We start from the raw sequence: 26859 nt of genomic DNA on the forward strand, positions 1-26859 counted from the left end.
GGTCTTCAATCGTTGCGGCTGTTGATCAGAGTCGTGGCGGCGGCATGCCGGAACGCGCCTTCGCCGAATTCCGCTGCTCCGCGACGATCACCCTGTCGCTGACTTTCAGGTCGCCTTGCACGATCTCCGTAAACTCGTCGTCGTCGAGCCCGACAGCAACAGGCACCGGCACCGACGATCCGTCGCGGAGCACCCAAACGCGCGCCTGCTTCGTGTCGCCAAGGGCGGTCCCGGTCGGGACATAACGCAACGCCTGGTTCGGAATGCGGAGCACGTCGTTGCGCCGATCGGTGACGATCCTCGTCGCCGCCGTCAGGCCGGGCTTGAGCGCCAGATCAGCGTTGTTGACGCTGATGACAACATCGTAAGTGATGACGTTCTGCACCGTTTGCGGGGACTGGCGGACCTGGGTGACCGTTCCCTCAAACAGACGTTTGGGATATGCGTCGACGGTGAACGTCGCGTTGTTGCCGGTCTGGATGCCGCCAATATCACTTTCGCTGACATTGGCGTCCACCTGCATCCTGGTGAGGTCGGTCGCGATCAGGAACAAGGTCGGGGTCTGGAAACTCGCCGCAACGGTCTGCCCCATGGTGACGGCGCGCGAAACGACCGTGCCATCGACCGGTGAGACGATGTTGGTATAGTCGAGATTGACCTGTGCCGCGTCGAGCACGGCTTGGCGCTGCTGGATGGTGGCTTCGTCAAACGTGATTTGCGCCAGAGCCTGGTCGTACACGTTCTTCGCATTGTCGTAGGCGTCTTCCGACACGGCGCTTGTCTTGACGAGAGTGGCGAGGCGTTCCAGGTTGGCCTTGGCATAGGTGAGCGATGCCTTGTCCTTTTCCAGTTGCGCCTTCGCGATGGCGAGGCTGGCCTTCGCTTGATCGACGATGCTCTGATACGGGCGAGGATCGATCTTGGCGCAGCTTTGTCCGCGTTTGACCTGCGTATTGTAGTCGCAGCTCAATTCCTGGATCACACCGGACACGTAGGTCCCGACGATGATCGTCAATTCCGGATTAACCGAGCCCGTGGCGTTTATGTCGCGCGCGATGTCACCGATTGCAACGGGCGCCGTCTCATAGCCAACCGGCGCGCTGCCGCTGAACGACCACCAGATGCCCAAGGATGTAGCGAGAAGAAGCGTCGCGATCCCAACGAGAGCCCAGCGCCTCGTCGCAAATCGCGGCCGTACGGCCGGCTCGCCGACCGGGCGACCAGCCGATGGAAGCGGAACATAGGGCAGAGCTTCCCTGCCTTCGGCGGTGACACCAATGCCGAGATGCGTGTTCATGCCGCCTTGGCTCCAGGTGCTGGATAATGGCTGTCGCCACCATAGGCTGCCTCTGGGCCGAATGGTTGATTGGGATCAAGCTATACTGATGGGCGCTAGGTCTGACGCTAATTTCTGCACTCCGTTGAAAGCCAACGTTAGCTCGGAGGACGTCGTCGAGCGCTTCACCCTCAAGCCGGGAAATGATTGGTCGTCGAACGGAAAAGTCGGCGCCGCACGACAGGATCTTCGGGGAAACTGCCCGGCCAACGCAGCCCATGAACAGGGTCAAAGCCGACCCAGCAGCAGCAATACGAGGAGGATGACCAGGATGGTACCAATGACACCCATGCCACCGTGGCCATAGCCGTAGCCGTAGCCGCCAAAGCGGCCGCTGAAGCCACCAAGCAGGAAGATGACGAGAACAATGATGATGATAAGTCCGATCGACATTGTCCGGCTCCTCGGGCTAGACGTAGGGATCTTACCGCCGCGTCAACTGGTCGCGGCGTTTGGCGAGAGCGGCTGAACGACCGGTGCAGAAAACAGCACGGTAAATCGTGCGCCCTGACCGTCGGCGCCACGTTCGATCCGCAACTCACCGCCGATCTGGTCGGTAAATGATCGAACAATTTTCATTCCCAGCCCTTTGCTTGCGCCGGGGTCGAAGCCCTCGGGCAAAGCCGGGCCATCATTGGAAATGGATAGCGCATAGCCATGTTTCGGATCCGGCTCCAACCTGATGGCGATCCGGCCCTTGCCGTATTTTGCCGCGTTCGTGATCAACTCGTTGGCGATGAAGCCGAGCGGAATGGCGGTGACAGCAGGCAGATCAATCTGACTACCTTCGACGTTAACTCTTCCGGCGGAGGTGTCCGACGACGACATCGCAGAAAACTCGCGTCCAAAATCCTGAAGGAATTTCTTGAACTCGATTGTTCTCACACCCTCGTAGGAATGAAGGCGATGGTGGATGCGCGCAATCATCGAGACCCGATTGGCCGCCGCGCTCAATTGTGAGGCCGCTTCGGGATTGATCGAATTGCGGCTCTGTAGCGAAAGAAGGCTGATGGTCATCTGGAGATCGTTCAACAGCCGATGGTCGGACTCCTCCTTCAATAGTTGCTGTCTGTGGATCAATTCGTCCTTTTGAAGAAGCCGCGCCTCGCTCTTCGCAAGCGCCTTTCGCAATCGAACCGCGATGAGCCGGTAATCCGTCAGCTCCGCCGCCGGCAGGCATTGATCCGGATTCTGGAAAATCACGCCCGGAGGTGGGTCCGAACCGCCTGACGAGTCTTCGTCAATCATGACATCGGCCCCTGAGAGGTTCTCACTGCAACTGCGGGTTGAACCTAGAACGGCAAAAGAAAATCAGATTGATGCAGATCAACTATGTCCTGCACCCGACGTTGTGCCTTACTCGTAGGGTTCGCGTGTATTCACTGTGTCTGTTACCCGCTGCTAGGCGAGGCTTCTTGATTAGCCTCGCAACCGCATCGAGTGCGACGGTCTATGATAAAGACCGTCGCACTCGTGCGCTCAATACGGGGCGTAGTATTGGCGGCGATAGGGATACGGGCCGCCGTAGTAGCCTGGCGCGTAGTAGCCCGGTGCATAGCCCCGCCCGTAATAGCCCTCGCCGTAGGCTCCATAGGCGGCGGCTCCAGCCGCAGCACCCAGGATGCCAAGACCGATTGCGGCCCCCGGAGCGCCGTAGTAGCCGCGACGGTAGTGGCGTCGGTAGTAGACCTCTGTCACTCCGGATGAAGAAGCGGCTTGCTCTGGAAGACTCGTGCTCGGCGAGATCGGAGCAGCCACCGAAGGGAGCACCGAGCCGAGCGTCGCCGCACCGAAGAGCGCGGCGGCAACCGCGCGTTTCATGATCTGATGGTTCATAGTCGTATCCTCTCGAATTTGGAGCACGCCGTTCCTTGATGCGGTTCAACGCGGCAAGAGAACGCCTCTTTTCGGCTGAGGCTCTTTCGCCTCCTCATCCGCCAGCAACTTCAAGAGTACGTCCCGCTCCGCTTCACTGTGCGGCTCTGCAAGACGTTTCTTGAATAGAATGAGGTTCTGTAGGTGAATGTACTTCCCCATGGCTGACCTCGCTGATTGGAGCGAAAGACGACGTTTTTGCGCGGGAGGCACGTTCGATCCATCCGCGCAATGCCTCCGAATTCATGGGATCCTCCGAACTTCCTAAAGTCCGGATAGGGCGCTGCGCCTTCGGGCATCGCTTGCATCCCGGGAAATCAAACGCGCAGAACTCCTCGTCTGAAAGCGAGCCTGCCGCCAGTTCGAAGCGGCACCACAACGCGACGGGTTGAAATTTGGCGGGCTGAATGTCGGGCATGATGCTCTTCCCAAGACCAAACGGGAGCAACACGCTCCCACTCACCGATGGATGCCGAGAATGCAGCGGTGATGAGGATATCGTGCCGCAGTGCAGCTCGAGCTTATGGTCAAATTTGCTCATTCACGACAAATTAATGGACGGGATTTTGCCATCCCGAAGCTCCATTGCGTCGCGCTAGGATGTGACGAGAACTTCTACGGACATCCCGGCGAAGGCACCGGTGCTGCCGACGAAGCTGCCGGACACCGGGATCGTCTGCCGGATGTCGCGCGCGACCGCGACCGGGATCAGATTGAAGCCCCCGAGACTGCGATTGGTCGGGTCGAAAGTGATCCAGCCGGCTCCCGGCACGAAGACCTCGGCCCACGCATGGGTTGATCCCGCACCGGTCGATCCGATGCTGCCTTGTTCTGGATTGTAAAGGTAGCCGGAGACGATCCTGGCTCCGAAGCCGAGCATGCGTGCTGCTTCGGCGAACAGCACCGCGAAATCCCGGCATGACCCCCAGCCGCGATTTAAGGTCTGTACCGGCGTTTGCGTGCCCTCATCCTCCCGGCTCTGATACCGGACAGCTTCGGAAACGCCGACGCTGAGGTCCCTGAGCAGCGACAACGTGTCAGTCTGCCTGCCTCGAATGAACATCTGAGCCCAGTTTCGCAGGACCCCTGCGGCGTCCGAGAACTGGGGGACGGCCAGGGCGCCGAGATCGGTCCAGTCGTCGTCAGAATAGCGGAATGGGTAAGACATGGCCGAAACGGCGATGTCGAACACGGGCCATGCGACCGCGTCGAGCTGAAGCTCCGCGACGCTGGAGATCACCAGGTTGGAGGCCGTCATCTGAAACGTGGCCGTCGCGATTGCATTGCCAAACACATCGTGTGCCCAGGTCAAGGCCGCAGAGGGCGTCACCGTGACGTTGCACGAGATCAGACGAAGCTCGCGGCTTTCGCGCGGACGAAGCATCAAGCGGTGCGGCAACAGGCGCACGTGTTCGTTGAACCGATAAGTCGTCGTGTGAAGAACCTTCAGCGTAGCCAACGAAAGCTCCAATCGGTGCAGCGTATGACCAGGTCCCTTATCCAGTGGTCCCCTCGGGAAGTATGGTCGAGTTGAACGTTCCCATGCAAATGTCGATCCAGACGGCCGAAACCCGGACGGAGTTTCGGTCGAGGCATCGGGCAAGAACGCTGCGATCCATCCAAGCGGCCATGTTGACGGGTATCGAAGTGCAAGCACAACATCGGTTTCGCGATGCGACCCGACCGACAAGTGTGACGTGACCGCTGGTCGGAGAGCTGCAAATTTGTGGACGTCGCGTCGGCGCGCCGACCCGGATGGTTGAGGCGACCAGGAGGGAACACACCATGAAGAACCGGCCACCGCTTCCGAAACATTTGAGCCGCCATAGGTATCACACGCTGCTAATCCGGCTGCAGATCGAGCTCGTGAAGCTGCAGCGCTGCGTGATTGAGCGGGGCCAGCGTATCCTTGTCATCGTCGAGGGTCGCGACGCCGCCGGCAAGGACGGCACGATCAAATCGATTGTCGAACATCTAAGCCCGCGTGATACCCGCGTCGTGGCGCTGGGGCCGCCAAACAATCGGGAACAGTGTTCATGGTACTTCCAGCGTCACGTTTCGCACTTGCCCGCGGCAGGAGAGATCGTGCTGTTCAATCGCAGTTGGTACAACCGGGCCGGAGTTGAGCGTGTTATGGGCTTTTGCAACAAGGAGGAAACTGAGGAATTCCTCGAGACCGTGCCGGCTTTCGAGGCAATGATTGAGCGTTCGGGTATCACCCTGCTCAAGTACTACCTTGATATTTCGAAACAGGAACAGAAGCTGCGGCTCGCCGACCGCCAAAGGGATCCCCTGAAGCAATGGAAGCTGAGCCTCATCGATGCCAAGGCGCAGAAGTGTTGGACAGCCTATTCCGAAGCACGGGACAGGATGCTGGAGCGGACGCATACCGTCACCTCGCCATGGACCGTGGTCCGCGCCGGTGACAAGGAACATGCGCGACTTAATATTATTCGCGATATGCTGTGGCGGCTGAACTATCCGGGAAAGCACCGTCGCCTCCACAGACCCGACCCGGTGGTCGTTTTTCCTTACGATAAAGCCTGTTATGAACGCGGCCTGATCGAGGCTTAGACGGACTGCTGCCATCAGGAAATAGCAGGTGTTAGCAGTTGGGCGCGGCTCCGACTGGCTTCGGCTGTTCAGGGCGTTAGTTTGTAAGTTCAGCTCAGGAAATATGCCGCACCTTAGATCATTCGTAGTTGAGATCACCGCGTCGCGCCGGCAACTGCCGCATAGATCACTTTTCGCGATGATAGCGATGCCATTCGGCGAGTGGCCATGAATCATCCTCTTGTGAAGTCACGTCGTTCGACGAACAGTCGAAGGAGCGCTCCCTCGATTCGCCGCCCCCACGAACAGCATTCTCGCCTCAAGCCGGAGAACAATTAACGACTATTGCCCGACGATACACGGCGTCGCCGCGCTGGCATCGGCGACATGAATTCTAGTGGCGATCAAACCCTATCCCGGCGTGGTTCTGATCGCTTGACGCAACTCCGTGAGCGTCCTGCGCACGCCGTAGAGCTGGTCGACAAGATTCAGTATCACTCCCACTCCCTCGGAGTTCACGCCGAAATCCACCAGGAGTTCCCGGATCAGCCGTGCCCTGGCGATATCGATGTCAGAGAAGCTGGGCTCTGCGGACGAACCGCTGGGTATCAGCCACTCCTGCTCAATCCAGACACCCAGAGTGTCATGCTCGATGCCGGAGAGTGATAGAAATTCCTCCCTGCTCATTGTCACGGCGCCACCTCCTCGCGGGGATTGTAGGTCTTGCCACCCTCCCAGTTGGCGACGAATGCTTCGAGTTCGGGATCCGGCTCTTTGGGAAGCACGACCTTTAGCTTGACCAGCTGATCGCCATGACCACCGGCTTGTCTGGGAGCCCCCTTGCCCCTCAGGCGCAGCGTGCTGCCGGTGTTCGACCCTTTCGGTACCGTCATTGTTACCGCACCTGTTGGAGTGGGAACCTTGATCCGGGCACCAAGGACGGTTTCCGTGAGGGTAACGGGCAATTCCAAATAGATGTCGTCACCCTCGCGCGTGAAGGAACGGTCGGGCCTGATTTCGACTTCAATGAGAATATCCCCAGGCGCACCCTTGCCCGATCCGGGCTCACCCTTGCCGCGCAATCTCAGAACCTGCCCATCCGTCATGCCGGGTGGAATGGCCACGTCAATTGTGCTACTGTCGGGCAATGTCAGCCGCCTATTCGCACCGGCAATTGACTCAACGAATTCAATAGGCAGCCTGAACTTGAGATCATGCCCGCGCCGATTCGCCTGGGCCTGAGCGCTGCGTCTCAACAGTTCGGCGAAGGCGTCTTCCGACTCCATGAAATCTGCAAAACCGGAATTGTCCGTATAAGGATGATCCTGTTCCGAGGACGCGTAATCCCAATAATAGTTCTGCCGAGACCGCTCGGCTCCCGCGGCGTCAATCTCTCCGCTATCAAACCTCTTGCGCTTCTCTGCGTCGCCGACGAGATCATAGGCCCCGGCTACCTCCTTGAATCTCTCTTCGGCCTCGGGATTTCCGGGATTCAGGTCGGGATGCAACTTCTTTGCAAGCTTGCGATAAGCTTTTTGAATATCATCCGCGGAAGCCGTCGGAGCGACGCCCAGTATTTTATACGGGTCATTCAACGCAGTCGGCACGGCTTAAATCCCCCGGGACCTCACAACTCAAAAGCTTGATTCGGCAGCGGCATTTCGACATGGGTATCGCCAAGATGGGCAGCAAACTGATTCATGGTGCTCTCTTCGCCGTGAACAAGGAACGTTCGCTTTGCGCCGGTCTGCTTTTGCCAGGCCAGCAACTCGGATTCGTCGGCATGCGCTGAAAAACCGTTGATGGTGTAGATGCGGGCCTTAACCGGGATATCTTCGCCAAAGATCGTCACTTGCTTGGCGCCGTCGATAATACGGCGAGCGAGAGTTCCAGCGGCTGCGTAACCGACGAACACGATGCTCGACTCCTCGCGACCCAGATTGTGCTGCAGGTGGTGGCGCACGCGGCCGCCGGTGCACATACCGGCGCCGGCCATGATAATGGCCCCGCCATGAACGTTGTTTATCGCAATGGATTCGGCGGACTCCCGTGTGAAGTGCAATCCTGGCAGATCAAGTGGGTCTCCTCCGCCTTCGAAGAGGTTGGCCGTCGCCGGCTCAAAGCATTCCGGATGGCGCCGGAAGATCTCGGTGGCCGAAATAGCCATCGGTGAATCCAGATACACCTGCGTCGATTTCGAGAGTCGACCCTGAGCGATGCCCTGACCAAGGAAATAGATCAGTTCCTGCGCACGCTCCAAAGCGAAAGTGGGGATGACCACATTTCCCCCGCGCTTGAAGGTCTCGGCAATTGCTGAGAAAAACTCATCGACCGAGGGGCCCAAGGGCTTGTGCAGGCGATCACCGTACGTGGTTTCCATTACAACGTTCTCGGCGCGTGGCGGCGTCGCAGGGCTCCGCAGCAGGAGGCGACCGGCATTGCCCAGGTCCCCCGAAAAAAGCACGCTGGTCGAATGGGCCTGCTCCTCCAGTTCCAGAAAAATGCTCGCCGAACCCAGGATATGCCCGGCGTCGACGAACGTCGCGTGCACGCCCGCAGCGACCTCGAGGACCCGGGAATAGGCAGCGGTCCGGCCGAAATAGTCGAGACAGTTCAGCGCATCGAGGGTCGAATAGAGCGCCTCTTTCGTGTCACGGCTTGTTCCGCCGTGACCGGTCCTGCCGGCACGGCGTCGCACCTCCTCCTCCATGAGGTGGGCCGCATCGAGAAGGACAAGCCGCGCCAATTCACGCGAGGCTGACGTTGTGATGATTTCTCCTCGAAACCCTCTCTTCGCCAATAAAGGGAGGCGCCCGCAATGATCCAAATGCGCATGGGTTAGTAATACGTAATCGACACTGGCGGCATCAAAGCCGAAAGGCTCGGCGTTCTCCTCGTCCAACTCTCGACTACCCTGATATAGCCCGCAATCGATCAATATTCGTTTTCCAGCGCATTCGACCAAATGACAGGAGCCGGTGACACCGCGGTCCGCCCCATGAAATGACAATTTCAAGTCACCCTCCCTTGTGCGACTAATCTTCAAAACCAGTGCCACCGTTGCCGCAGCGTCGAACGTACCGGTCCGTCATATCGCTGCGTGCAACGGCTCGCCGCTCGCATCATGCCAGCACAGGATTCCGTCCCAGATCTCCTGCGCCGTCTCTGCAAACCAGAACAATTCTCGATCCTCAGAATCGATGACGCCTTCCTCGACAAGGAAATCGATGTCGACGGCGCGACGCCAATAGGCCTCACCCACTAGCACGACGGGAATTGGCCTGATTTTTCGCGTCTGAATGAGAGTTAGCACCTCGAATAACTCGTCCAAGGTGCCGTAGCCACCCGGGAAGGCGACCAGCGCCTTGGCACGCAGGAGAAAATGCAGCTTGCGCAACGCAAAATAATGAAAACTGAAGCAGAGCTCGGGGGTGACGTACGGATTCGGGTATTGCTCGTGAGGGAGACTGATGTTCAGACCGACCGATTTGGCACCGACGTCGAATGCTCCCCGGTTGGCAGCCTCCATCATTCCTGGTCCTCCACCGGTCATGATGGCCGTATGGTGTTTGCGAGCGCCACGATTTGCGCTGCTCACGAGGCGCCCGAATTCGCGAGCCACTTCGTAATAGTGGCTCTTGGCATGGATTCGCTCGGCGATGCCGAGCTGACGTACCAGGTCCTTGTTACTTGCGTCGGCAGCGAGTGCTGCGCGCAACACATCCACCTTGCGGAGCGCCGCAGCCGGCTCGCAAATGCGAGTACTTCCGAACACCACGATGGTTTGATGAATTTCGTGCTCTTCAAGCAGCAGCTCGGGCTTGAGATAGTCGATCTGAAGGCGCACGCCACGCAGGCCATCTCGCGCAAGAAACTCAATGTCGATATCAGCGCGACGGTAGCTAGGGCTATTCAGGATGGTCTGCACACGCTGCAAGGCCTCAGGATCTTCCTGAGTCGCCTTTGGCTGTTGCCACGGCAGTGCTTCACGCCGTTTCCGTGGATGAGCTGGCGTCGGAATCGCATGATACTGTTTCATCGATCCTCAGGATTCCACAATTGGCTGACGCCTTCCCGGTATGGCCAGCTACCGAGATTCGGGTGTAGTGAGACTTGAGGCCAAATTTTCATGAAGGTGTTGATTCGGATCAAAGCCCTGATCCTGGCCACCAACGGAAATCGTGCTGCTTGATGGTAATCAAATAGCTCATCAATCTGCGTGTTATTTGTTCGCATGCCACGAAACATCGGCAATCTCGGTGCACTTGCGCAAATGAGAGCCGGACCAGCCGTCAAAGAGATGATGCCATGGCAAAGCGAATAGCTCCCAAAGTAAGAGCGAAAAGGGGTGCGCCAACGAGCAAGCAAAAAGGGGTTCGAGAGATTAGTGGAATGCTCGATTCAATTCGGCTGGATTGGAACGATCTGTCCAAGAAACCTGTCGCCGATCAACACACCAAGGGCATCAAGAAGCTGCTACGTTGGTGTGAGGAAGAATTGAAGGCGTTGAGGAAATATTACAATGAGACCGACGCGTGAGCGCCGGATGACCGGCGGCGGCGCTTCTCAAACCTGCTGCTGAAAATTACCCAGCGAACGAAGAGCCGGCAAGAAATATGACAACGCAAAAGCTCCGACTACCATTTAGCTTTAGCGATCTCGAACATCGACACGAGAAGCTGATTTCGCCGCGCGATTTTTTCTACCGTATCTTGCGGGCAATCGGTGTCTGGTGTGCGCTTACGTTGTTTGGGCTCATCATTGGCATGGCGGGCTATTGCTACTTCGAACGCATGCCGCTCCCAGACGCCTATGTGAACGCAGCCATGATCCTCTCCGGCATGGGGCCACTCGGCGAACTCAAGACGACTGCCGGCAAGCTCTTCGCAGGCTCTTACGCAATCTTCTCGGGGCTCATTATCGTGATCGCCACGTCGTTTGTACTCGCTCCCATTTTTCATCGTGTACTGCATCACTTTCATGTCGAGGCAGGAGAAAGAGAGTAGTTGCGCTCTCGTGTGCAAGCCATGCACCCATGCGCCAACGTTCATAGTCGTTGTCGCCGGCCCGCACCTAGCCAGCGTTTAGGCGAGCCGGCCCGGATATGGCGTCTACGCCGCGACGACAAGACAATGGAACGTCATCTCTAACGGATAGTGGGCAACATCGCGGACTGATCCAACAGCGTTTTGAAACACTCGCACGACCGCTTCTCAAGACCCTTGCGATCCAATATCGTGATCATGCCTCTGGCATATGAAATGAGGCCCTGGGCCTGAATCTTGCCGGCAATTTCGGTCACTGAGGTGCGTCGCACGCCCAGCATTTCAGCCAGGAACTCCTGCGTCAGTCCGATCTTGTCGCCACCTGCTCGGTCAGCAGACTGTAACAGCCATCGACAAAACCGCGCCTCTATGGGGTGTAGCGCATTGCAGGCCGCCGTTACGCGTGCCTGCGATAGCAACACCTCATTGTAGTTGACACAAAGATCCCGAATGACGTCGCTTCTTTGCACGACTTTTCTAAACCTAGCGGCGCCTATCTTGGTTGCGCTCATCGGAAGCTGAACGACGACACGTACCATCGAAGTATACAACCCCAATCCAGCCATTGCGCCTACAACGCCTTCGCGCCCCACGGTGGCGGTTTCAATAGCCTTCCCGTCTCGCATCACCGCAAGCAGCGAGAGCATCCCGTCATGCGGGAAAAACACCTCCGTAATTTCGTCTCCAGGTTCTGAAAGCGTGGTGCCCTGTGGCAAATTCACAGCTTCCAAGTGCGGTACGAGAAGCTCAAAATGGGCACGCGGCAGCGCCGCCAGCAGCTTGTTGTCCAACGAACGACTCTGATTTGAAACTTTCACTGCGGTTTCCTGCCCGGTCGGTCGGGCCGCTTTCCGCAGGGGTTAGTATGACGCTCCGAGTGGGCGTCCAACGGTACCCCCTATATAGGCTTGATCGGCATATCTTGTCGGACCGCGACCCGTCATAGGGGCAATGGAACCGGAACCTGTTCATTCTCAGCGCGAATTGGCCAGCACCTGCGTAGGGTTGCCAGGAATAGGCAAACTCGATCTTTAATTTCCAGACCGATAATTCGCTCAACTCGCCCGATTGCTTTCTGCACCGGGCCTTCACGTGGTGACACTGCTTCTGAAGCGGAGTGGCTTTTTGAAGTCCACTTTCAATCGGATGTCGGTCGACCATAGAGCGCCTGCGGGGTTGCGACGGCGCAAACGCCGCCGCTAATAGCGAGACCAATGTCCGGTACCCGACACAAGCTTGACCTGGATCAAAACCATTCCGCCGTCTTGAGCGCACATTTAAACATAAATTCAGTAACGAGTTCGCAGAAGACTTGCTGCGCTGACAAAAAGTACACGGGGCTTTGCAATGAACAAACTGTCGAAAAATTTGATTGCCGCGCTATTGGTCGTCGCAACGCCGTGCCTCGCTGTACCCGCGAATGCGGTGCCGATCGCATCGCCGCTGATGCTGAAAGACGCCGTGGCGCCAGCAGCGGAGACCGTGCAATACCGCCGCGGCTGGCGTGGCCATGGATATGGTGGCGCCGCCGTTGGTCTCGGGATTGCCGGCGCACTCATCGGTGGGGCGATTATTGGGGCAACACAGCCCTACGGTTATTACGGCTACGGGCCCGGCTATTACGCTCCAGCCTACGTCGCTCCAGTTCCCTATGTTGGTGGTGACGCCGTTTCCTATTGCGCGCAACGCTTCAGGTCCTATGACCCGTATTCCGGCACGTATCTCGGTTACGACGGCTTGCGGCATCCGTGCCCGTAACTGATCGATCGCGTCGCTGCCGGCTGCCACGCCACCAAGGAACGCCTGTACGTCATTCCGCATACGTCGATCTAAGGACGACGTACTGACGGCGATGGTCGAGTGACGCGGCAAGCCACAGGAATCATCGTGTCCGACCATGGCACCGGACTTCTCATTACCCAACGCCGTCATTTGTTCAATATCGCACGGCCCGCTGCGTTTGGTCGTATGAACAAGCTCATCGGTCATGCTCGACTCATTAGGTCAACCTCGCTGAAGCGCCCACTTGCTTGCGAGCTTCGTCATGATGGCCAGCCTTTCCGCATGGAAATAACCTAGCCATTTTGCGCTACATCAAGGCCGTCGGGACCGCGAGGAGCAGGTTGTTCTTTGATATTTCTCTAACCCGTGGAGAGCAGAGATGAGCCTTCCGAGATTGTGGAACATCAGCCAGGAGCTTGAATTCGACCCTTTCAGGGCCCTGCGGCGTCAAATGGAAAACGCGCTTCAGGGTTCGCCGTCTCCCAGCATTGGGGCGGGCGCGCCGGCGATCAGTGTGGCGGAAACCAAGGATGCCTTCGAAGTGACAGCCGAACTTCCCGGCGTGGACGACAAGGATATCAAGGTCAACCTGGACGGCAACCAGTTGGTCATCTCCGGCGAGAAAAAGGAGGAGAGCACGAAAGATGAAAAGGACTGGCACGTCGAGGAGCGCAGCTACGGCTCATTCTATCGATCGATGTCTCTGCCTTTCGAGCCGGAAGCGGGAGCCGTCGAAGCTCATTTCGACAAGGGCGTGCTGCATCTCGCTATCAAGAAGCCCGCCAGGGCGGTGAAGACCACCAAGACAATTGATATCAAGACAGGCGCTCCGCCGAGCGCGAACCCTGCGCCGAACAAGGCCGCTGCACCTGGCAAGGCCGCCTAGTCCTGCGCGGTCGCCGCAGAAGACCGGAGATCCGAACCAGATAAGCTGGTTTGCGGTCTCCGGATCTTGTCATTCGCCTTATCCCGTGTGATCGAACGAGATCTCGCAACTTTATTGGCTCTTCGAGCCCCAGTCACGCTTCTGCGATACTATGAGAGCTCCGATGAAGAAGCCAGTTCGCTCAATTGACGAGCCTGAGCAGAAAGTACCACGCGCCGACAGGCCGCCGTCGGAAGGATTTGTGGTGGTTGTCGACGGGCACTTCAAGTCGGAGTTTGAGGCGGCCGAAGCGGCTGAAGCATCGGGTCGTAAACTGAAATCGACTTATCCGATGCTCAAGATCGAAATTTGTGACGCCGTTACAAAGGTCCGGACCTTATTGGACTAAGAAGTTTAGATCAGGGTCAATTCCACTGTCTCAACCGCACGTTTCTTTTAGCGGGCGCCGGTCCGAAGCGCGTCAGCGCGTTGACGTGCACAACTGCAGAAACGCTGCGCCTAGGACTCCAGGGAGACACCCCATGTCACGTTTCACCCATTCTGCTGCCCTGTCTGTGCCGTCCGTCCGCTTGGTTGCGATCGCGGCGCTGGTGGGCTCCACGATGCTCGCCTGCCCGCCGACCGCGGCTCGCGCCGAGACCACCCCCGACGCGGCCATCCAGTTGGTGCAGGCCGATACGAGCCGGGCCGCCGCGGGAGCAACCGAGGCTAAGGGGGAGACCGTCGAGCAACGGATCAGGGCGCTTCAGAAGGCGCTGAAAATTACGTCCGACCAAGAATTGAAATGGGACGCCGTAGCGCAAGCGATGCGCGAAAATGCCATAAACATGGACACTCTAATTGCGGAAAGTCGGAGGATGCCTCCACAAGACATGACCGCAGTAGACGATCTGAAAAGCTATCAGAAGTATGCACAGGCCCATGTTGACGGGCTTAAGAACTTGATTGCATCGTTCGCGACGCTTTACGACGGGCGATGCCCGAGGATCAGAAAAGACTCGCCGACGACCTTTTCAGGACCTCCGAACGTGAACACTCCCCTGCGCCGGTAGTTTACGGTCCGTTCTTTCCGTTCTTTCCGTATTTTCCATTCGGCCGGTAGTGACAGCGAAAAGGCTCTCCGCGGGGCACGTATTCGACGATCGGCAAAACGATCAAGCCGCGTAGAGCTCGATCGGCTCTGGAAACCCTTGGGTGGGTACACTTTGGCCTCGCTACGCTAAAACTGCGGCTGGGCGCGCTGGTGGACTTTCCGAGTGAGAGGAATTCGTCTGCGCCGGCTCGGACCGGGAAGGCGGCGTTGATGACGGTTCCGATCGCGGCGAGGTCGCGATGGGACCAGCCGAACTCACGCGTGAATGCCTATATCGAGGTCGCAGCCGGCGAGGCCCAAGCCTTCGACCCGACTATGCGAGGAATGAGCGGCGAGACAGAACGACGGCGCTATCGAAAAATGTGGCGCACTCAGGAAACCGGCTCACCCACGCCTGTACTGCAGAGCGGCCAGTTTTCGCTAAAAACGATTGCTGACGCAAGCCGCGAGAGCCTTTGTCGATCGACAAGAACGAGGCCCACAATATCGCAACCAAGCTGTCGATGGCTACGTCCAACGCGGTCTGCGCGCACAAGTCGCGCACGACCCCGGGAACGGTCACTCCTTAGAGTATTCGAACGCCGGCAGCATCTTAAGCCCGTCCTTCGACCCTCCTGGCAATACAATCTTTTTATCAGCGAACTTGAGGCTATCGTAACGGACTACCACCAGGCGGGTGCCCATACCCAAGAAACCGCCGATGGACAGAACGGCATAGGGCTGCTTTCCATCTCGCGTCACAAGGAGGTCATCAATCTTCCCGATCGTTTCATTCGCGTCGTTGACGATGCTGCTGCCAATGACCTTGGACGCTCGATAGCCGGCCGCCACCGTCTGCAGATCGACTTTTGCTATCTCTACTGATTGTGGTGCGCCCTGTGCGTTTGCGTGTGAAATAAGAAGGCCCATGCCAATCATTGCAGCGCCAGCGAACAACATCGTTCTCGTCATCGCTATTCTCCTTTGTCCACCTCGTTACAAGAGGCGATATCGCTAAGCGAGGGCGAGGCCGCCAAGAAAGAACTTCGACTAAGTCGATCAGCGGCCCCGATCAAAACTTACTTGAGGGTAGAGAACCAACTATCAATGTCCTTGCGAACCTGGTCCTTCGCGAAACCATATCGCTGCTGAAGCCGACCTTCTAGCTGTTCGCGTTTGCCGTTGATCGCAGTGAGATCGTCGTCGGTAAGCTTGCCCCATTTTTCCTTCACTTTGCCTTGGAACTCTTTCCAGTTTCCTTCAACTCGGTTCCAGTCCATAGCGTATCTCCAAAGTTGAGATCAAACACGCGCGCGTCGAAACGACGCTTAGCCAGTAAGGACGATTACGCTCGTCCGGTTCTTGACAAAGATCAAAGTGAGGTACGGCGGATAAGTCTGAGGACCAGACGCCGCGATGAGCCACCGGAGGCCAAGATCCATTTCACGCCAAGGTCGTCTCCTAGACCGCCGCAAGTTCGACCGCCAGCACGATGACGCTGGCCCGCAGGGGCTATTCGAGAATAAGAGCCGTCCTTTTCGAGTTCGGCCAGCTAGATCAGCGCGATCACGGGGGCGGCGCCGACGAGACGCTTGGTCGCATCGAGCGGAGTGGGCCAGCGCGGATGGATAGGCCTCTCGAGATATCTCAGCACTGGCACGGCTCGCTGCACCAGATGCCGCGTCGGCAATGACCGACGGCGATGCGACGTGGACACGCCCGCATGTACTGGGCCGCGATTATCTGGAACGCGGATCGTGAGCAGCGGATCGCGAAAAACACCACCCTACTGGGCGAACCCGTGGTGATTCAAAGCTTTCGAGAGAGGCTTCATAGTTGGAAGGATTGATCCGGGCCGACTTCCGGTTCACCGGGTGAGTTGCAAACCGTCTGTCAACGTCTTTCGCGGGGGCGGGCAAACGAGCGTCTCGAGATTTCGAAGCCCGCTGAATTCAACTCAACCCGAACCGTCGAATGAACCACGTCTTCACGACATGCGTCAGGATGACATAGCTTGGAAGAATGAGGCTGAGCGCGATCCAGTAGGTCGGGGGCAGCGGGACGAAACCCAAAAAGCTCGCGAGCCAGGAGTATGGGAGGGCTATTCCGATTGCGGCAATGATGAGGGTTGTTGTGATGAGCGCTGCGCTGGCTCGGCTTTGGAAAAACGGAATCTTAGCGGTCCGAATAATATGGATGATCAAGGTCTGGGTAAGAAGGGATTCCACGAACCATCCGGTCTGGAACAATGCCGGGTTATTCCAGGCATCAAAGCCGTAGAGCATCGTGAAATAAGTGACATAATCGAAAATCGAGCTGATTGGGCCGATGAACAGCACGAACTTCGTGATGTTGCCAATGTCCCATCGCCGCGGCACCGCCACAAATTCTGCATCAACGTTGTCGGTTGGGATCGCGGTCTGCGAGAAGTCGTAAAGCAGGTTGTTGGTGAGCACCTGAATCGCCGTCATCGGCAAAAACGGCAGGAAGATGCTGGCCCCGAGCACGCTGAACATATTACCAAAATTGGAGCTCGCGCCCATCTTGATATACTTGGTGATGTTGCCGAACACCTTACGCCCCTCGATGACGCCATCGCCGAGCACCGCCAGGCTCTTCTCGAGTAAAATGATATCAGCGGACTCCTTGGCGATGTCGACGGCGCTGTCTACGGATATGCCGACGTCGGCAGTCTTCAGCGCCGGTCCGTCGTTGATGCCATCCCCCAGGAAGCCGACGACGTGCCCCTTGCGATGAAGGGCATCGATAATGGCCGCTTTCTGCGTTGGCGACACCTTGGCGAACACCGTCGCGGTCTCAGCCAGGTTCGCCAACTCTTCCGGTGAAAGCGCCGCCATCTCGCTGCCGAGAACGATGCGGTCCACGGAAAGACCAACATCATGGCAGATCTTGCGCGTAACAATGTCGTTGTCCCCGGTCAGGATCTTCACTTGCACGCCGCCAGCCTGTAGCGCGGCAATCGCGGGGGCGCATGTCTCCTTCGGAGGGTCAAGGAATGCGATGTAACCGAGCAACGTGAGATCGGCCTCGTCAGCGACAGAGTGCGGATTCCGACGAAGCCGGCCATGCATTCCAATTCGAAGCCGGCCGGGTATTCCGATCTGAAGCCGGCCACCCGTGGCGTCGTTCGCATGGGTCAATTTCATGATGTCGTCGAGGGCTGGGAAGGTCAAGAGACCGGTTGATCTTGAGCGGGTTGCTTCTGCTTCCTGAGGCTCTCTCCTTTGAGTTCGATGCGGTAGGCATTGTGGACGAGGCGATCGAGAATCGCGTCGGCGATGGTGGGGTTGCCGATGATTTCGTACCAGCGATCGACGGGCAGCTGGCTGGTGACGATAATCGAGCGGGCTTCGTATCGATCCTCGACGATTTCGAGCAAATCACGGCGCTGGTCGGCGTCGAGAGGTTCTGGTCCCCAGTCGTCCAGGATCAGCAGATCAAGTCGTGCGATCGCCCGCAGCATCTTGGTATAGCGGCCATCGGCGCGGCCGAGTGCGAGAGCGGCGAAGAGACGCGGCACACGATGGTAGGCAACTGAGAAGTCGTCTCGGCAAGCCTTGTTGCCGAGGGCACAAGCGAGCCAGCTCTTGCCGACGCCGCACGGCCCGGTAACAAGGAGATTATGTCGTGCCCGGATCCAGTCGCCAGCGGCGAGTTTTAGAAAGAGCGTGCGGTCGAGGCCGCGGATAGCGCGGTAATCGACATCCTCGACGCAGGCGGCATGACGCAGCTTGGCGGCTCGAGCTCTGCTTTCGAACCGCTTTTGCTGGCGCAGCGTTTTCTCGTGTTCCAGGAGCAACGCCAGCCATTCGGCGTGTTCGAGGCTGCGCGCTTCGGACTGGGCATCGAGGTCCTTGAAGCCTTTGGCCATACCGTGGAGACCAAGGCTATGCAGCAGGTCGAGGGTGGGATGGGTGAGCATGCTGGATAATCCTTTCAATGGAAGTAACCGGGGCCGCGCAGATTGGGATGTTCGATGATCGCGTCCTCGGTATCGCGAGAACTGCGTTCGAGCTTGTTGGCGATGATGGAGGCGATGCTCTTGTAGGTCAGTGCGCTGACCGCGACCGCGCGGGCCGCGATCAGCTCGGCGCGTTCGGGATCAATATCCTTGAACAGCCGAAGCACGCCGAGACAGGTCCGGAATCCCTGTTCGGGATGAGGCCGATTGGCCAGGATGGCGAGAACGAGCCCCTCGGTGTTGGGCCCGATCGACCGCCCCCAGCGCCGGAATCGATCGGGAGTCCACTCGGCGTAACGCCGATGCGCACTGGGCATGTGATCGGGATCAGTGCCGTGCCGGCGGCCGCCATAACGGCGCTGGTGAGCAGCAACACGCAAACCCCGATGGAACAACTCGATGGTCCGGGTGGTGGCGCGAACGTCGACCTGCTCCCGGATCAGGCCGTGTGGAACTGAGTAGAAGAAGCCGTCGACCTCGACGTGATAATCGAGCGAGACGCGGGCCAGGAGCCATTCCGCGAACTGATAGTCGGCATCCGGCAACGGCGCCAGGACAGGCATCTCGACGGTCTCGAACAATTGTCGGCGGCTGACGCCGATCCGGCGCATGACGTGGGCGTTGATGCGCTCCAGCGCGGCGGCGATTGCCGCATTCGCCTCAGCCAGCGAGAAGAAGGTCTGCCGGCGAAGCCGCCCGAGGATATAGGTCTGGGCAAAACGCACTCCGGCTTCCACTTTTGCCTTATCCCGGGGCTTTCTTGGCCGTGCCGGAAGGATGCCAACGCCGTAATGGGACGCCATCATCCCGTAGCTGCGATTGATTTCGGGGTCGTAGAACGACGCCCGGTGCACGCCGGACTTCAGATTGTCAGGGACGACGAGGCGTGGCACCCCGCCAAAGAACCGGAACATTCGGACATGAGCCTCGATCCAGTCCGAAAGTGTCTGCGTCCAGGTCGCCTCGGCGTAGGTGTAATTCGAGGCGCCAAGCACGGCGACGAAGATCTCCGCGTCGCGCACAACCCCGGTTGCGCGATCAACGATCATGATCTTCTTGCCGGAGTAATCGACAAAGACCTTGTCGCCGGCCGGATGGTCCTGCCGCATCGTCGGAGACAGCCGCCGCTCGAATTCCCGGAATAAATCGCAGAACCGGCTGTAGCCATAACCTTCCGGATGGACCGCCCGGTACTCCTCCCACAGCACCATCAGATTGACGCCAGGCCGCTTCAGCTCACAGGCCAGCGAGGCCCAATCCGGCTCCCGGCGCCGGCGGAAGCCGCGCCTGACGCCGGCATGGGCAAACAGACGTTGTTCAAGAACGGCGTCGGTCAGATCGCCCGCCAAAGGCCACGCCAGCCCGGCAGTCGAGGCACGCTTGAGATTGTCCTGGATCGTGCTGCGCGCCACCCCGAGCGTGCGCCCGATCTCCCGGGCGCTCACCCCATCACGGGCAAGCCGCAGCATCTGTCGTATCTGTCGCATGGTCAGTTCTCTCTTGGCCGGCATCCGCTTCCCCTCGTGGATCAACGAGGGACTTGATGCCTGAAGGACTGACCCAAACGAAAACGCCGACTTCCAAAACCCGGCCGGCTTCAAATCGGAATGCCGGCCGGTTTCATTTCGGAATCGTGGCCGGCTTCAAATCGGAACGATGGCCGGCTTCAAGTCGGAATACCCGGCCGGAATAAATCGGAATCCGCAACAGAGTACGTCGCCTGAGTTGGCGGCATCTCCTTGGTGGCGACGGCGATGACCCGAAATCCGTCCGCGTTGAGCTTTGCCGTCGTTTCCTTCGCGGAGGCGAGATGGCTCTCATCGAGGAGACCCGTTTCGCCGCCGATCGCGTAGTGCTTACAAACCGCGAAGACTTCTTCGACGGCGCCTTTGCAGATGAGGATATGAACCCCATCGTCGCGCCCGAGAACGACGGACATTCTGCGCCTCTCGAAGTCGAATGGTATTTCGTCGATCTCCTTGAACCGCTCTCGAACCTTTAGGCCACCTTCGAGATCGCCGTGCTTCAGGACCGCGACGTCGAGCAGGTTCTTGAGGCCGGACTGGTAATAACTATTCAGATAGGCGTACTCGAGCACCCTGTCCGAATCCGCGCCCCTGATATCAAGGTGGCGCTTGAGAATGATCAGGTCCTGAGTGAGCGTGCCGGTCTTGTCCGTGCACAACACGTCCATGGCCCCGAAGTTCTGGATTGCATTGAGACGCTTAACAATGACCTTCTTTCGGGACATTGCCATTGCGCCCTTTGCCAGATTGACCGTCACGATCATCGGCAGCATCTCAGGCGTTAAACCTACCGCTACGGCGACCGCAAACAACAGCGCTTCGAGCCAATTGCCCTTGGTCACGCCATTGATTACGAACACGAGAGGCGCCATCACGAGAATGAACCCGAGCATCAACCAGGTAAATCGAGTGATACCCTTGTCGAAGCTCGTGAGCTCTCGGGTCTCTGCGATTGCCGTCGCCACGATGCCAAATGCAGTTCGCGGGCCGGTCAGCACGACGACGCCACAGCCGATTCCGCTGACGACGGCGCTGCCCATAAAGCAGATATTGGGGAGATCAAATGGCGTCTCTGCCGAACCTTCATGCGCCGCCGCGAATTTCTCAAGCGGCATTGCCTCGCCAGTGAGGGTCGACTGGTTGATGAAGAGATCCTTGGCTGAAATCAGCCTGACGTCGGCTGGGATCATGTCTCCGGCAGACAGCAGAACGATGTCGCCAGGCACAAGTTGATCAATCGGAATATCGGCGTGGTCGGCAGCCCCCTGTCGGCGCACAGAGGTCGTTATTGATACCATCTTCTGCAATTCGTCGGCAGCATTGTTCGACCGATATTCCTGAAGGAAGCCTAGGGTGATGCTCAGGACGACCATAATTGCGATCATGATCGCTGCACGCTGATCGCCGAGGAAATAGGATGCTGTCGCCAACGATAGCAGAAGGATATTCAGCGGATTTATCGAGCGCGCGGCAAGATCACCGAGAACCGTATGACGCGCTTGTCGAGCGACCCGATTAAGCCCGACTGAGCGAAGCTGCTCCTCGGCCTGACCAGGGGCGAGGCCCGCCGCCGTGCTGGACATCCGCAGCAATGCCTCGTCGGGCGATAGGCGAGCGACTTCGGCCAGGGCTTTTCCGCTTGGGGTCGATCCTTCGAGTGTGATCGACGGCGACGGCACAGGGACCAAAGTAGTCGTCACCGCTATCGGATCCGGCTTGTTCAAGAACACGTCTCCTTGCACCGACGGGATCCGCTTGAATCAATGAAAAGAGCTGCTCGGAGGAGCAAGCGTCGCATTCTCCTGAGCTCATCGGACTAATCTTCGCTGCGACGAGAGGCGATTAGCTACGCCGCCACTGCATCCTGCCGTTGGTGTTCGCAAGCAGGACGTCGGCTTGAGCAATCGAACGAGTTTAGAGAATATCGGCTGGCAACGCGTGAACTTTGATGAGGATCAAAGGCCGCTCGCTCCGCACATCGAAGGCAGCAGAGCTCGGAGCCCTCCTTCCATGGTATTGGTCAAGCCTGCCGGCGGACAATCAACGTCTCAAAGACAAGCTCTTCCCTGGCTGTCATTGACCTAGGTCAATAGGCACGCAATAAACAAGTCCGGCATAGCAGGAACCATCGTCGGTCGGCGCCATTCGTTCTTCGTCCGATACCGGACGCATAACAATTGGTGAACACCATGAAAAGACTGCTCGTAGCGATGGTCGCCATCGTCGCGTTCTCTGCACCCTCATTGGCGGCTGAAACGGCCAAGACTGTCGGCCAGGCGCCGCCATCGTTCTACCTGGCTCAGGATACCTCGACTTTGAAATGTCAAATCGTCGAAGCTCAGCCCGCTGCTGGCAGCAGCATGAAGGTCATCGGCGCTGCTCACGCGACAAAGGCATCAGCAGAGACGGCTTTGAAGGCGGACAAGACCTGCGCCAAGTAATTGAGTGCCGGCGCGAGCACGGGACGGGTCTGTTAGTTTGCCTATCCGCTCCGAAACCACCGACCCGTCCCGCCGCTACCGGCTGTACCGAGGGCGCCGCTTCCATCAAACGCCAGATCGATCGCTGGGCGTTTAGCTTCGCGTAGCCAGCACAACACGAACTTTTCCAGCTCAAATATCCTCAAGGAAGACGTCATGCGCAAGACCCTCATTCTCGCTACGATTGCGGCCTTGTTGGCGGGTACGGCCATACCCGGATCAGCGGTCGCGCGCGACCGTTCGGACCGGCCAGAATTGACCTCGAGCCAGATCACAGATCAGGCGTCGGCTCGCGCCGCCCAGATGAAGGCTGACCTGCGTCTCACTGCCGAGCAGGAGAAGAACTGGCCTGCTTTTGAAACAGCAGTGGTGGATATTTGGAAGAAGCAGACCGAACAGCAGATTGCTTGGCGAAATGCCCACGCCAAACAACAGGGCAGCGTCGATCTCATCGACGAAATGCGTAAAGATGCTGACCAGCAAATCGACGAAGCGAATGCGCGGAAGAAGCTCGCAGACGCCGCCCAACCGCTTTACGTCGGTCTCGACGACCAGCAGAAGCACCGCTTTACCGAGGCCCTTTTTCGCAGGGGTCGTGATCGCAGCGCCATTGAGCACCGAAATTGAATAGCAGGCAGCTCTTCTGGCTGCTCGCTTTGCAGGACTCCTTGAGTCAAGAATCCGGAGATTTCGATACGTAGATTATTCTACTTTGGCGCGGCTGCTGTCGCGCTCTCAATGAGCGCGAATAGCGGGAATGCCATGTCGATCGACCTCGGCGCATGACTGAAGCCCGCGCTCGATGCCAACAGCCTAGTACAAAAGACGGCGGTCTTCACTGTCGAAGGCTACCGCTCTTCTATTTCAACGGCTGGCACGGACCCGGCTGCTATGGTTGCGGCTTTGCCTGGCGGCGCAACCTCGGCTGGGGCGGCGAATATGGCTGGCAAAGCTGGAGCTACGGACCGGCCGAGCGGCGCTACGGCCACGGCGGAAGGGAGCGCGGAACGATCGAAGGCCCGGGCAGGAACGTCGAGGGCGGCACCACCACTCACCGCAACCCGCCGGTAGCGGGACCGAAAGGCGGCGCAGACATCAACGCTGGCGGCCAAGTACAGAAGAATGCTGCGCCCGTCGGTGGCAGCCGGATGCAGAAGAACACCCAGCCCGCCAGCGTCAACCAGGGTGGCGGCCAAGGCGGCGGTCCGGGCGTCAGCCAGGGCAGCGGTGGCGAGAAGCGATAACGCCCGCTCCATCTACTCCCAATGGAAAAGTAAAGAGGCCACCAACGCGGTCTCTTTCTTTCGCGCTCGGATGCATTACGTCGCCGCCTTCATGAACTGGGCCGTGCCCGGAAATCCGAGCGGACGGCTTGCTCGATAGCGACCAAATGAGCAGCGCAACGAAATGACGTGATGTGCGAAGAGGCGACATCGCCCCGCTGCTTGAAATGAAAGTTGCCGCCGAGCCGCCAATAAAATGACCCCCACCCAGCAGGGGGGATACTGAGCGGGGCGCTTACACTGAGCTTCGGAGCGGCTCCGGGGGGCATCTCCCAATGTAATCAGCTTAGAGATCGAGCCTACCGCGCTGCGTATTCGTTCCTTCTTGAGCGGCGGTTGCTGATGCAATCAGCGCGGCTTACGAATGCCTTTCGGCGGAGAATCTTTCCCCTCCTCGTCTGCCAGCAACTTTAAGAGGACTTCCCGCTCCGCGTCCGAGTGCGGCTCCTTGAGACACTTCTTGAACAGGGCCAGGTTTTGTTCGTGAATGTACTTTTCCATTGGTAGAGCTCCCCGATTGGGCGCAAAGCTATTTGGGGCGAGAAGCGCCTGCAATCCAATCGCTCCAAATCGTCGACTTCATGGGGTCTTGCAAGCCTCCAACCGTCTCGATGAAGTGCATCGCATTCGGGCATCCGTGCACCCGGGCAACTCAAACACGCATAATTCATGGCCCGAATGCACGTCTGCTGGGGTCATTGCGAATCGGCACCGCACACCGCCGGGCTGATGCTCGACAGGCTGAATTTCGGGCATATGATGCATCCCCCGCTTTAGTCAGGCGGGAGCGCAACACTCTCTGTCACCGATGGATGCCCAGAATAATGCGGTGACGGCAGTATTTTGCCGCAGCAAAACGCGAGCTAACGGTCAAAATTGCTCACATTCATGAAAAATTAGAGAGGCTGGATTTTGCCTGTCAGTCGTCAGTTCGCAATGCTGGCTTGTCGTGCAGAACCGCATTCAGCAGCGAGTTGTGGACATGTATCTTGCCATTGTAGCTGATGAAACCCAATTTTCGAAACTTGTTCATGAAGAAGCTGACGCGCGAGCGGGTCGTCCCGATCATCTCCGCCAGCGTCTCCTGACTGATGTCAATATCGATGGGTTGGGGAACGCCTTCCTTGCCGAAATGGGCGAGAAGCAACAGAAGTCGCGCGAGTCTTCGCTCGCTGGAATTGAACAACTGATCGATCAAATCCTCTTCCACGCGACTGGTACGATGTATCAGATATGTGACGAAACGCTGCGCGAAGTTCGGTTCATCCTTGAGGGCTTGACGCATGGCAAGCTTCGATATCCCGACTATTTTGCTGTCTCCTAGCGATACTGCGGTCGCAACCCGAGCAGTATCGCCGTTGAGGCATCCCTCGCCGAAAAACTGGCCAGCTTCCATGAGAGCCACTACGGCTTCTTTGCCTTGGTCGGACACGACATGGAGCTTTACCCGTCCCTTCTGAATATAGAAAATCGTTTCGGCGGGATCGCCTTGCGAAAAAATGAGGGCGTTCTTTTTAAAGCTAAGGATCGCTTTCCCTGCGCCAGGTGTCGCAAAGTACGTCTCGAAACCCGATAGCGAGTGCTTCGGTTCTTTCATAAGTCCTCAAGCCGGACTGTAAACGGATCGTCGACGAGCCCCGATGTGTCCGGTATCCGACATATACACCCGTTCTGGGGCCGAATGAGAAACTTCTAGGCTAATCGCTGCCGCCTTCCGTTTGGGGGCAAAAGCTACAGGGCGTCGCTGGGCCCGCGCCCGAAGTCCGCTTGACCCGGAAGCCGACCTGGTTCCAGTGCATAACCCGGTAGGTCATGCTTTTCGTCTCCGGCCAGCAACATCGCTGGCAGCGCATCACAAGGAGCCAATGTGTCGGTAACTTGACCCAGCACCATTTGGATTATTATGTGGAAGCGCCATTGCGCCCCACTCCTAGCGCAGGCCCAAATACCACCGATCTGTGGGCCAGCTCGCCGCGAAGTTGCTGCTAGACTAGGGATTCGGGTTTTGCGCATATCGCGATGAGGCCGCCAACTGAGGCGGCCTCATTCTATATAGCGTAACGTCGCTGCACTATTCGCACGTCAAGATTTGGGGGGTGCTTTCTTTTCGAAAGCCGCAGTCACCTCATCCTTCCCAATGCGAGCGCCCGGTGTGCCCGGTTGGTTGAGGTTTTGCTCTTCTGTGCCGTCCCCCATCATTCCTTTGTGCTGCTTATCGGCAGATTTCTTTTCGACGCTAGGCGATGGCCTATTTGTCATGGGATAACTCCGTGCGCAGGTTCGCCGGACCTCAACAGAACCGCTAATCAATAGTTCCGCCTCGGGGTTGGGCCGCTCGATCTGCCTCGTGGATGAAAGAGGCAGCCAACTGAAGCAGCTCGTAACCTAGCTAGGACGTGAACCCATAAATCCAGAGTGGTCGGCAGGCGTCCGCTTTGGCGCACATTTCGGACTTAAGTCGGACATCACGGCAGTTCCGAAAAGTGCCAATTGCCTCGAAATGGACTCTCCGCTCCAAGTCTGCTTTCCTTCCTAGTGGTCCCTCTGCAACCAATTGGCTGGTCGCGCTGAGTTCACACGTGCCTTAACGACAGACATCTATCGAGCGAGTTGGGCTGCCGCGAATAGCGGCGCATCAATCAAGACTCAACGTCTCGAAAATTATTGGCGCGCTCAACGAGATCGAACATTTTGGCGGCCGCATGGATGGTCAGAGGATGCTGGGTAAAGCCGGGCCGTGGGGAGATGTAGTCTGCCATTTCACGAGCCAATCGGAGTTGGTCATCCGATGCTGTTGCAAGCAGGGAAATCATCAGGTTCTCCAACGCGATGACACGAATACGCAGCGTCACGAGTTCGGCGTTGGTCAGGTCGGGGACTGCAATTCGCTCGGTGTCTGGCGACGAATCCGTGGCGGGTCCCCCGAGCCCGGCGCCTCCTTCGTTGTCCCATCTGGACAGAGCACGTTCACGCTCGTTCCAGTCGCTGAAGGTATCGGGGTTTTCTCGCGCCATGCGTAGCTCCTTTATGTAGTCATGA

General features: G+C 58.1%; 29 protein-coding genes. 10 read left to right on the forward strand and 19 right to left on the reverse strand.

Annotation, left to right across the window (positions count from 1 at the left end; translation table 11 throughout):
• Positions 1-25 precede the first annotated feature (25 nt).
• From HAP41_RS03305 to HAP41_RS03325, 5 genes are all read right to left on the reverse strand, one after another.
• The gene (locus HAP41_RS03305) at positions 26-1297 is read right to left on the reverse strand and encodes an efflux RND transporter periplasmic adaptor subunit (protein WP_166057592.1); all 1272 of its coding nucleotides are present in this window, start codon (positions 1295-1297) and stop codon (positions 26-28) included.
• A 267-nt stretch (positions 1298-1564) separates the two neighbouring features.
• Complete coding sequence (locus tag HAP41_RS03310; protein WP_166057554.1) at positions 1565-1729, reverse strand: DUF3309 family protein; 165 nt, start codon at positions 1727-1729, stop codon at positions 1565-1567.
• 42 nt (positions 1730-1771) lie between these two features.
• On the reverse strand, positions 1772-2584 hold the full coding sequence (locus HAP41_RS03315) for a sensor histidine kinase (protein ID WP_166057542.1): 813 nt from the start codon (positions 2582-2584) through the stop codon (positions 1772-1774).
• 231 nt (positions 2585-2815) lie between these two features.
• A complete protein-coding gene (locus HAP41_RS03320) occupies positions 2816-3172 on the reverse strand; it encodes a hypothetical protein (protein WP_175617945.1) in 357 nt (118 codons plus the stop codon).
• Between the two features lie 634 nt (positions 3173-3806).
• Complete coding sequence (locus tag HAP41_RS03325; protein WP_166057497.1) at positions 3807-4670, reverse strand: transglutaminase family protein; 864 nt, start codon at positions 4668-4670, stop codon at positions 3807-3809.
• 326 nt (positions 4671-4996) lie between these two features.
• Between HAP41_RS03325 and ppk2 the strand changes: the two genes are divergently transcribed.
• The gene (ppk2, locus tag HAP41_RS03330) at positions 4997-5785 is read left to right on the forward strand and encodes a polyphosphate kinase 2 (protein ID WP_166057463.1); all 789 of its coding nucleotides are present in this window, start codon (positions 4997-4999) and stop codon (positions 5783-5785) included.
• A gap of 390 nt (positions 5786-6175) precedes the next feature.
• Here ppk2 and HAP41_RS03335 read toward each other — a convergent pair whose 3' ends face one another.
• The 4 genes from HAP41_RS03335 to HAP41_RS03350 form a co-directional block, all read right to left on the reverse strand.
• Positions 6176-6451, reverse strand: coding sequence for a chaperone modulator CbpM (locus HAP41_RS03335; protein ID WP_166105241.1), 276 nt, complete (start codon positions 6449-6451; stop codon positions 6176-6178).
• Between the two features lie 2 nt (positions 6452-6453).
• Positions 6454-7359, reverse strand: a complete 906-nt coding sequence (locus tag HAP41_RS03340) for a DnaJ C-terminal domain-containing protein (RefSeq protein WP_166105238.1) — start codon at positions 7357-7359, stop codon at positions 6454-6456.
• Positions 7360-7391: 32 nt separating this feature from the next.
• The gene (locus HAP41_RS03345) at positions 7392-8780 is read right to left on the reverse strand and encodes an MBL fold metallo-hydrolase RNA specificity domain-containing protein (protein ID WP_166057405.1); all 1389 of its coding nucleotides are present in this window, start codon (positions 8778-8780) and stop codon (positions 7392-7394) included.
• A gap of 72 nt (positions 8781-8852) precedes the next feature.
• Positions 8853-9803, reverse strand: coding sequence for an LOG family protein (locus HAP41_RS03350; RefSeq protein WP_166057375.1), 951 nt, complete (start codon positions 9801-9803; stop codon positions 8853-8855).
• A gap of 353 nt (positions 9804-10156) precedes the next feature.
• Between HAP41_RS03350 and HAP41_RS03355 the strand changes: the two genes are divergently transcribed.
• A complete protein-coding gene (locus HAP41_RS03355; protein WP_166057290.1) occupies positions 10157-10303 on the forward strand; it encodes a hypothetical protein in 147 nt (48 codons plus the stop codon).
• Positions 10304-10380: 77 nt separating this feature from the next.
• Positions 10381-10770 (forward strand): hypothetical protein, encoded by a 390-nt coding sequence (locus HAP41_RS03360; protein ID WP_206706206.1) that lies wholly within the window; start codon positions 10381-10383, stop codon positions 10768-10770.
• Positions 10771-10910: 140 nt separating this feature from the next.
• Here HAP41_RS03360 and HAP41_RS03365 read toward each other — a convergent pair whose 3' ends face one another.
• On the reverse strand, positions 10911-11600 hold the full coding sequence (locus HAP41_RS03365; RefSeq protein ID WP_166057278.1) for a Crp/Fnr family transcriptional regulator: 690 nt from the start codon (positions 11598-11600) through the stop codon (positions 10911-10913).
• 556 nt (positions 11601-12156) lie between these two features.
• On the opposite strand from HAP41_RS03365, the gene HAP41_RS03370 reads away from it, so the two are divergent.
• The 4 genes from HAP41_RS03370 to HAP41_RS03385 all read left to right on the forward strand — a co-directional run bounded on the left by HAP41_RS03370 (position 12157) and on the right by HAP41_RS03385 (position 14529).
• The gene (locus HAP41_RS03370) at positions 12157-12567 is read left to right on the forward strand and encodes a BA14K family protein (RefSeq protein ID WP_166057238.1); all 411 of its coding nucleotides are present in this window, start codon (positions 12157-12159) and stop codon (positions 12565-12567) included.
• 403 nt (positions 12568-12970) lie between these two features.
• Positions 12971-13477: an Hsp20/alpha crystallin family protein gene (locus HAP41_RS03375; protein ID WP_166057214.1), complete on the forward strand. Its 507-nt coding sequence runs from the start codon at positions 12971-12973 to the stop codon at positions 13475-13477.
• 163 nt (positions 13478-13640) lie between these two features.
• Entirely contained in the window at positions 13641-13865 is a 225-nt protein-coding gene (locus HAP41_RS03380; RefSeq protein ID WP_166057198.1) for a hypothetical protein, read from the forward strand.
• Between the two features lie 133 nt (positions 13866-13998).
• Positions 13999-14529, forward strand: a complete 531-nt coding sequence (locus tag HAP41_RS03385) for a Spy/CpxP family protein refolding chaperone (RefSeq protein ID WP_166057186.1) — start codon at positions 13999-14001, stop codon at positions 14527-14529.
• A 599-nt stretch (positions 14530-15128) separates the two neighbouring features.
• On the opposite strand, the gene HAP41_RS03390 is transcribed toward HAP41_RS03385, so the two are convergent.
• The 6 genes from HAP41_RS03390 to HAP41_RS03415 form a co-directional block, all read right to left on the reverse strand.
• Positions 15129-15521, reverse strand: coding sequence for a PRC-barrel domain-containing protein (locus HAP41_RS03390; protein ID WP_166057145.1), 393 nt, complete (start codon positions 15519-15521; stop codon positions 15129-15131).
• A 107-nt stretch (positions 15522-15628) separates the two neighbouring features.
• The gene (locus HAP41_RS03395; RefSeq protein WP_038959623.1) at positions 15629-15829 is read right to left on the reverse strand and encodes a CsbD family protein; all 201 of its coding nucleotides are present in this window, start codon (positions 15827-15829) and stop codon (positions 15629-15631) included.
• Positions 15830-16501: 672 nt separating this feature from the next.
• On the reverse strand, positions 16502-17716 hold the full coding sequence (locus tag HAP41_RS03400; protein ID WP_206706207.1) for an HAD-IC family P-type ATPase: 1215 nt from the start codon (positions 17714-17716) through the stop codon (positions 16502-16504).
• Positions 17717-17739: 23 nt separating this feature from the next.
• Positions 17740-18492, reverse strand: a complete 753-nt coding sequence (istB, locus tag HAP41_RS03405) for an IS21-like element helper ATPase IstB (RefSeq protein WP_166057122.1) — start codon at positions 18490-18492, stop codon at positions 17740-17742.
• 14 nt (positions 18493-18506) lie between these two features.
• Positions 18507-20018, reverse strand: coding sequence for an IS21 family transposase (gene istA / locus HAP41_RS03410; RefSeq protein WP_166105230.1), 1512 nt, complete (start codon positions 20016-20018; stop codon positions 18507-18509).
• A gap of 179 nt (positions 20019-20197) precedes the next feature.
• Positions 20198-21781: an HAD-IC family P-type ATPase gene (locus tag HAP41_RS03415; RefSeq protein WP_224580527.1), complete on the reverse strand. Its 1584-nt coding sequence runs from the start codon at positions 21779-21781 to the stop codon at positions 20198-20200.
• Between the two features lie 465 nt (positions 21782-22246).
• Here HAP41_RS03415 and HAP41_RS03420 point away from each other — a divergent pair, with 465 nt between their 5' ends.
• From HAP41_RS03420 to HAP41_RS03430, 3 genes are all read left to right on the forward strand, one after another.
• Entirely contained in the window at positions 22247-22498 is a 252-nt protein-coding gene (locus HAP41_RS03420; protein WP_166057102.1) for a hypothetical protein, read from the forward strand.
• Positions 22499-22693: 195 nt separating this feature from the next.
• A complete protein-coding gene (locus HAP41_RS03425) occupies positions 22694-23164 on the forward strand; it encodes a hypothetical protein (RefSeq protein WP_166057056.1) in 471 nt (156 codons plus the stop codon).
• A gap of 155 nt (positions 23165-23319) precedes the next feature.
• The gene (locus tag HAP41_RS03430) at positions 23320-23781 is read left to right on the forward strand and encodes a hypothetical protein (RefSeq protein ID WP_166056988.1); all 462 of its coding nucleotides are present in this window, start codon (positions 23320-23322) and stop codon (positions 23779-23781) included.
• 387 nt (positions 23782-24168) lie between these two features.
• On the opposite strand, the gene HAP41_RS03435 is transcribed toward HAP41_RS03430, so the two are convergent.
• From HAP41_RS03435 to HAP41_RS03445, 3 genes are all read right to left on the reverse strand, one after another.
• Positions 24169-24321: a hypothetical protein gene (locus HAP41_RS03435; RefSeq protein ID WP_166056978.1), complete on the reverse strand. Its 153-nt coding sequence runs from the start codon at positions 24319-24321 to the stop codon at positions 24169-24171.
• A 418-nt stretch (positions 24322-24739) separates the two neighbouring features.
• Positions 24740-25417, reverse strand: coding sequence for a Crp/Fnr family transcriptional regulator (locus HAP41_RS03440; RefSeq protein WP_166056925.1), 678 nt, complete (start codon positions 25415-25417; stop codon positions 24740-24742).
• A 1042-nt stretch (positions 25418-26459) separates the two neighbouring features.
• Positions 26460-26834, reverse strand: a complete 375-nt coding sequence (locus HAP41_RS03445) for a hypothetical protein (protein WP_166056888.1) — start codon at positions 26832-26834, stop codon at positions 26460-26462.
• Positions 26835-26859: the final 25 nt, after the last annotated feature.

Origin of the sequence: Bradyrhizobium barranii subsp. apii (assembly GCF_011516635.5) — a bacterium.
GTDB lineage: Bacteria > Pseudomonadota > Alphaproteobacteria > Rhizobiales > Xanthobacteraceae > Bradyrhizobium > Bradyrhizobium barranii.

Bases quoted from the DNA above. Each gene is read 5' to 3' on its own strand.
- HAP41_RS03425 (WP_166057056.1), top strand. From the start codon at position 22,694: ATGCGCAAGACCCTCATTCTCGCTACGATTGCGGCCTTGTTGGCGGGT.
- HAP41_RS03335 (WP_166105241.1), bottom strand. From the start codon at position 6,451: ATGAGCAGGGAGGAATTTCTATCACTCTCCGGCATCGAGCATGACACT.
- HAP41_RS03390 (WP_166057145.1), bottom strand. From the start codon at position 15,521: ATGACGAGAACGATGTTGTTCGCTGGCGCTGCAATGATTGGCATGGGC.
- HAP41_RS03400 (WP_206706207.1), bottom strand. From the start codon at position 17,716: ATGAAATTGACCCATGCGAACGACGCCACGGGTGGCCGGCTTCAGATC.
- HAP41_RS03350 (WP_166057375.1), bottom strand. From the start codon at position 9,803: ATGAAACAGTATCATGCGATTCCGACGCCAGCTCATCCACGGAAACGG.
- HAP41_RS03360 (WP_206706206.1), top strand. From the start codon at position 10,381: ATGACAACGCAAAAGCTCCGACTACCATTTAGCTTTAGCGATCTCGAA.
- HAP41_RS03395 (WP_038959623.1), bottom strand. From the start codon at position 15,829: ATGGACTGGAACCGAGTTGAAGGAAACTGGAAAGAGTTCCAAGGCAAA.
- HAP41_RS03315 (WP_166057542.1), bottom strand. From the start codon at position 2,584: ATGATTGACGAAGACTCGTCAGGCGGTTCGGACCCACCTCCGGGCGTG.
- istB (WP_166057122.1), bottom strand. From the start codon at position 18,492: ATGCTCACCCATCCCACCCTCGACCTGCTGCATAGCCTTGGTCTCCAC.
- HAP41_RS03430 (WP_166056988.1), top strand. From the start codon at position 23,320: ATGACTGAAGCCCGCGCTCGATGCCAACAGCCTAGTACAAAAGACGGC.
- HAP41_RS03320 (WP_175617945.1), bottom strand. From the start codon at position 3,172: ATGAACCATCAGATCATGAAACGCGCGGTTGCCGCCGCGCTCTTCGGT.
- HAP41_RS03385 (WP_166057186.1), top strand. From the start codon at position 13,999: ATGTCACGTTTCACCCATTCTGCTGCCCTGTCTGTGCCGTCCGTCCGC.
- HAP41_RS03380 (WP_166057198.1), top strand. From the start codon at position 13,641: ATGAAGAAGCCAGTTCGCTCAATTGACGAGCCTGAGCAGAAAGTACCA.
- HAP41_RS03435 (WP_166056978.1), bottom strand. From the start codon at position 24,321: ATGGAAAAGTACATTCACGAACAAAACCTGGCCCTGTTCAAGAAGTGT.
- HAP41_RS03420 (WP_166057102.1), top strand. From the start codon at position 22,247: ATGAAAAGACTGCTCGTAGCGATGGTCGCCATCGTCGCGTTCTCTGCA.
- HAP41_RS03375 (WP_166057214.1), top strand. From the start codon at position 12,971: ATGAGCCTTCCGAGATTGTGGAACATCAGCCAGGAGCTTGAATTCGAC.
- istA (WP_166105230.1), bottom strand. From the start codon at position 20,018: ATGCGACAGATACGACAGATGCTGCGGCTTGCCCGTGATGGGGTGAGC.
- HAP41_RS03305 (WP_166057592.1), bottom strand. From the start codon at position 1,297: ATGAACACGCATCTCGGCATTGGTGTCACCGCCGAAGGCAGGGAAGCT.
- HAP41_RS03310 (WP_166057554.1), bottom strand. From the start codon at position 1,729: ATGTCGATCGGACTTATCATCATCATTGTTCTCGTCATCTTCCTGCTT.
- HAP41_RS03440 (WP_166056925.1), bottom strand. From the start codon at position 25,417: ATGAAAGAACCGAAGCACTCGCTATCGGGTTTCGAGACGTACTTTGCG.
- HAP41_RS03445 (WP_166056888.1), bottom strand. From the start codon at position 26,834: ATGGCGCGAGAAAACCCCGATACCTTCAGCGACTGGAACGAGCGTGAA.
- HAP41_RS03370 (WP_166057238.1), top strand. From the start codon at position 12,157: ATGAACAAACTGTCGAAAAATTTGATTGCCGCGCTATTGGTCGTCGCA.
- ppk2 (WP_166057463.1), top strand. From the start codon at position 4,997: ATGAAGAACCGGCCACCGCTTCCGAAACATTTGAGCCGCCATAGGTAT.
- HAP41_RS03355 (WP_166057290.1), top strand. From the start codon at position 10,157: ATGCTCGATTCAATTCGGCTGGATTGGAACGATCTGTCCAAGAAACCT.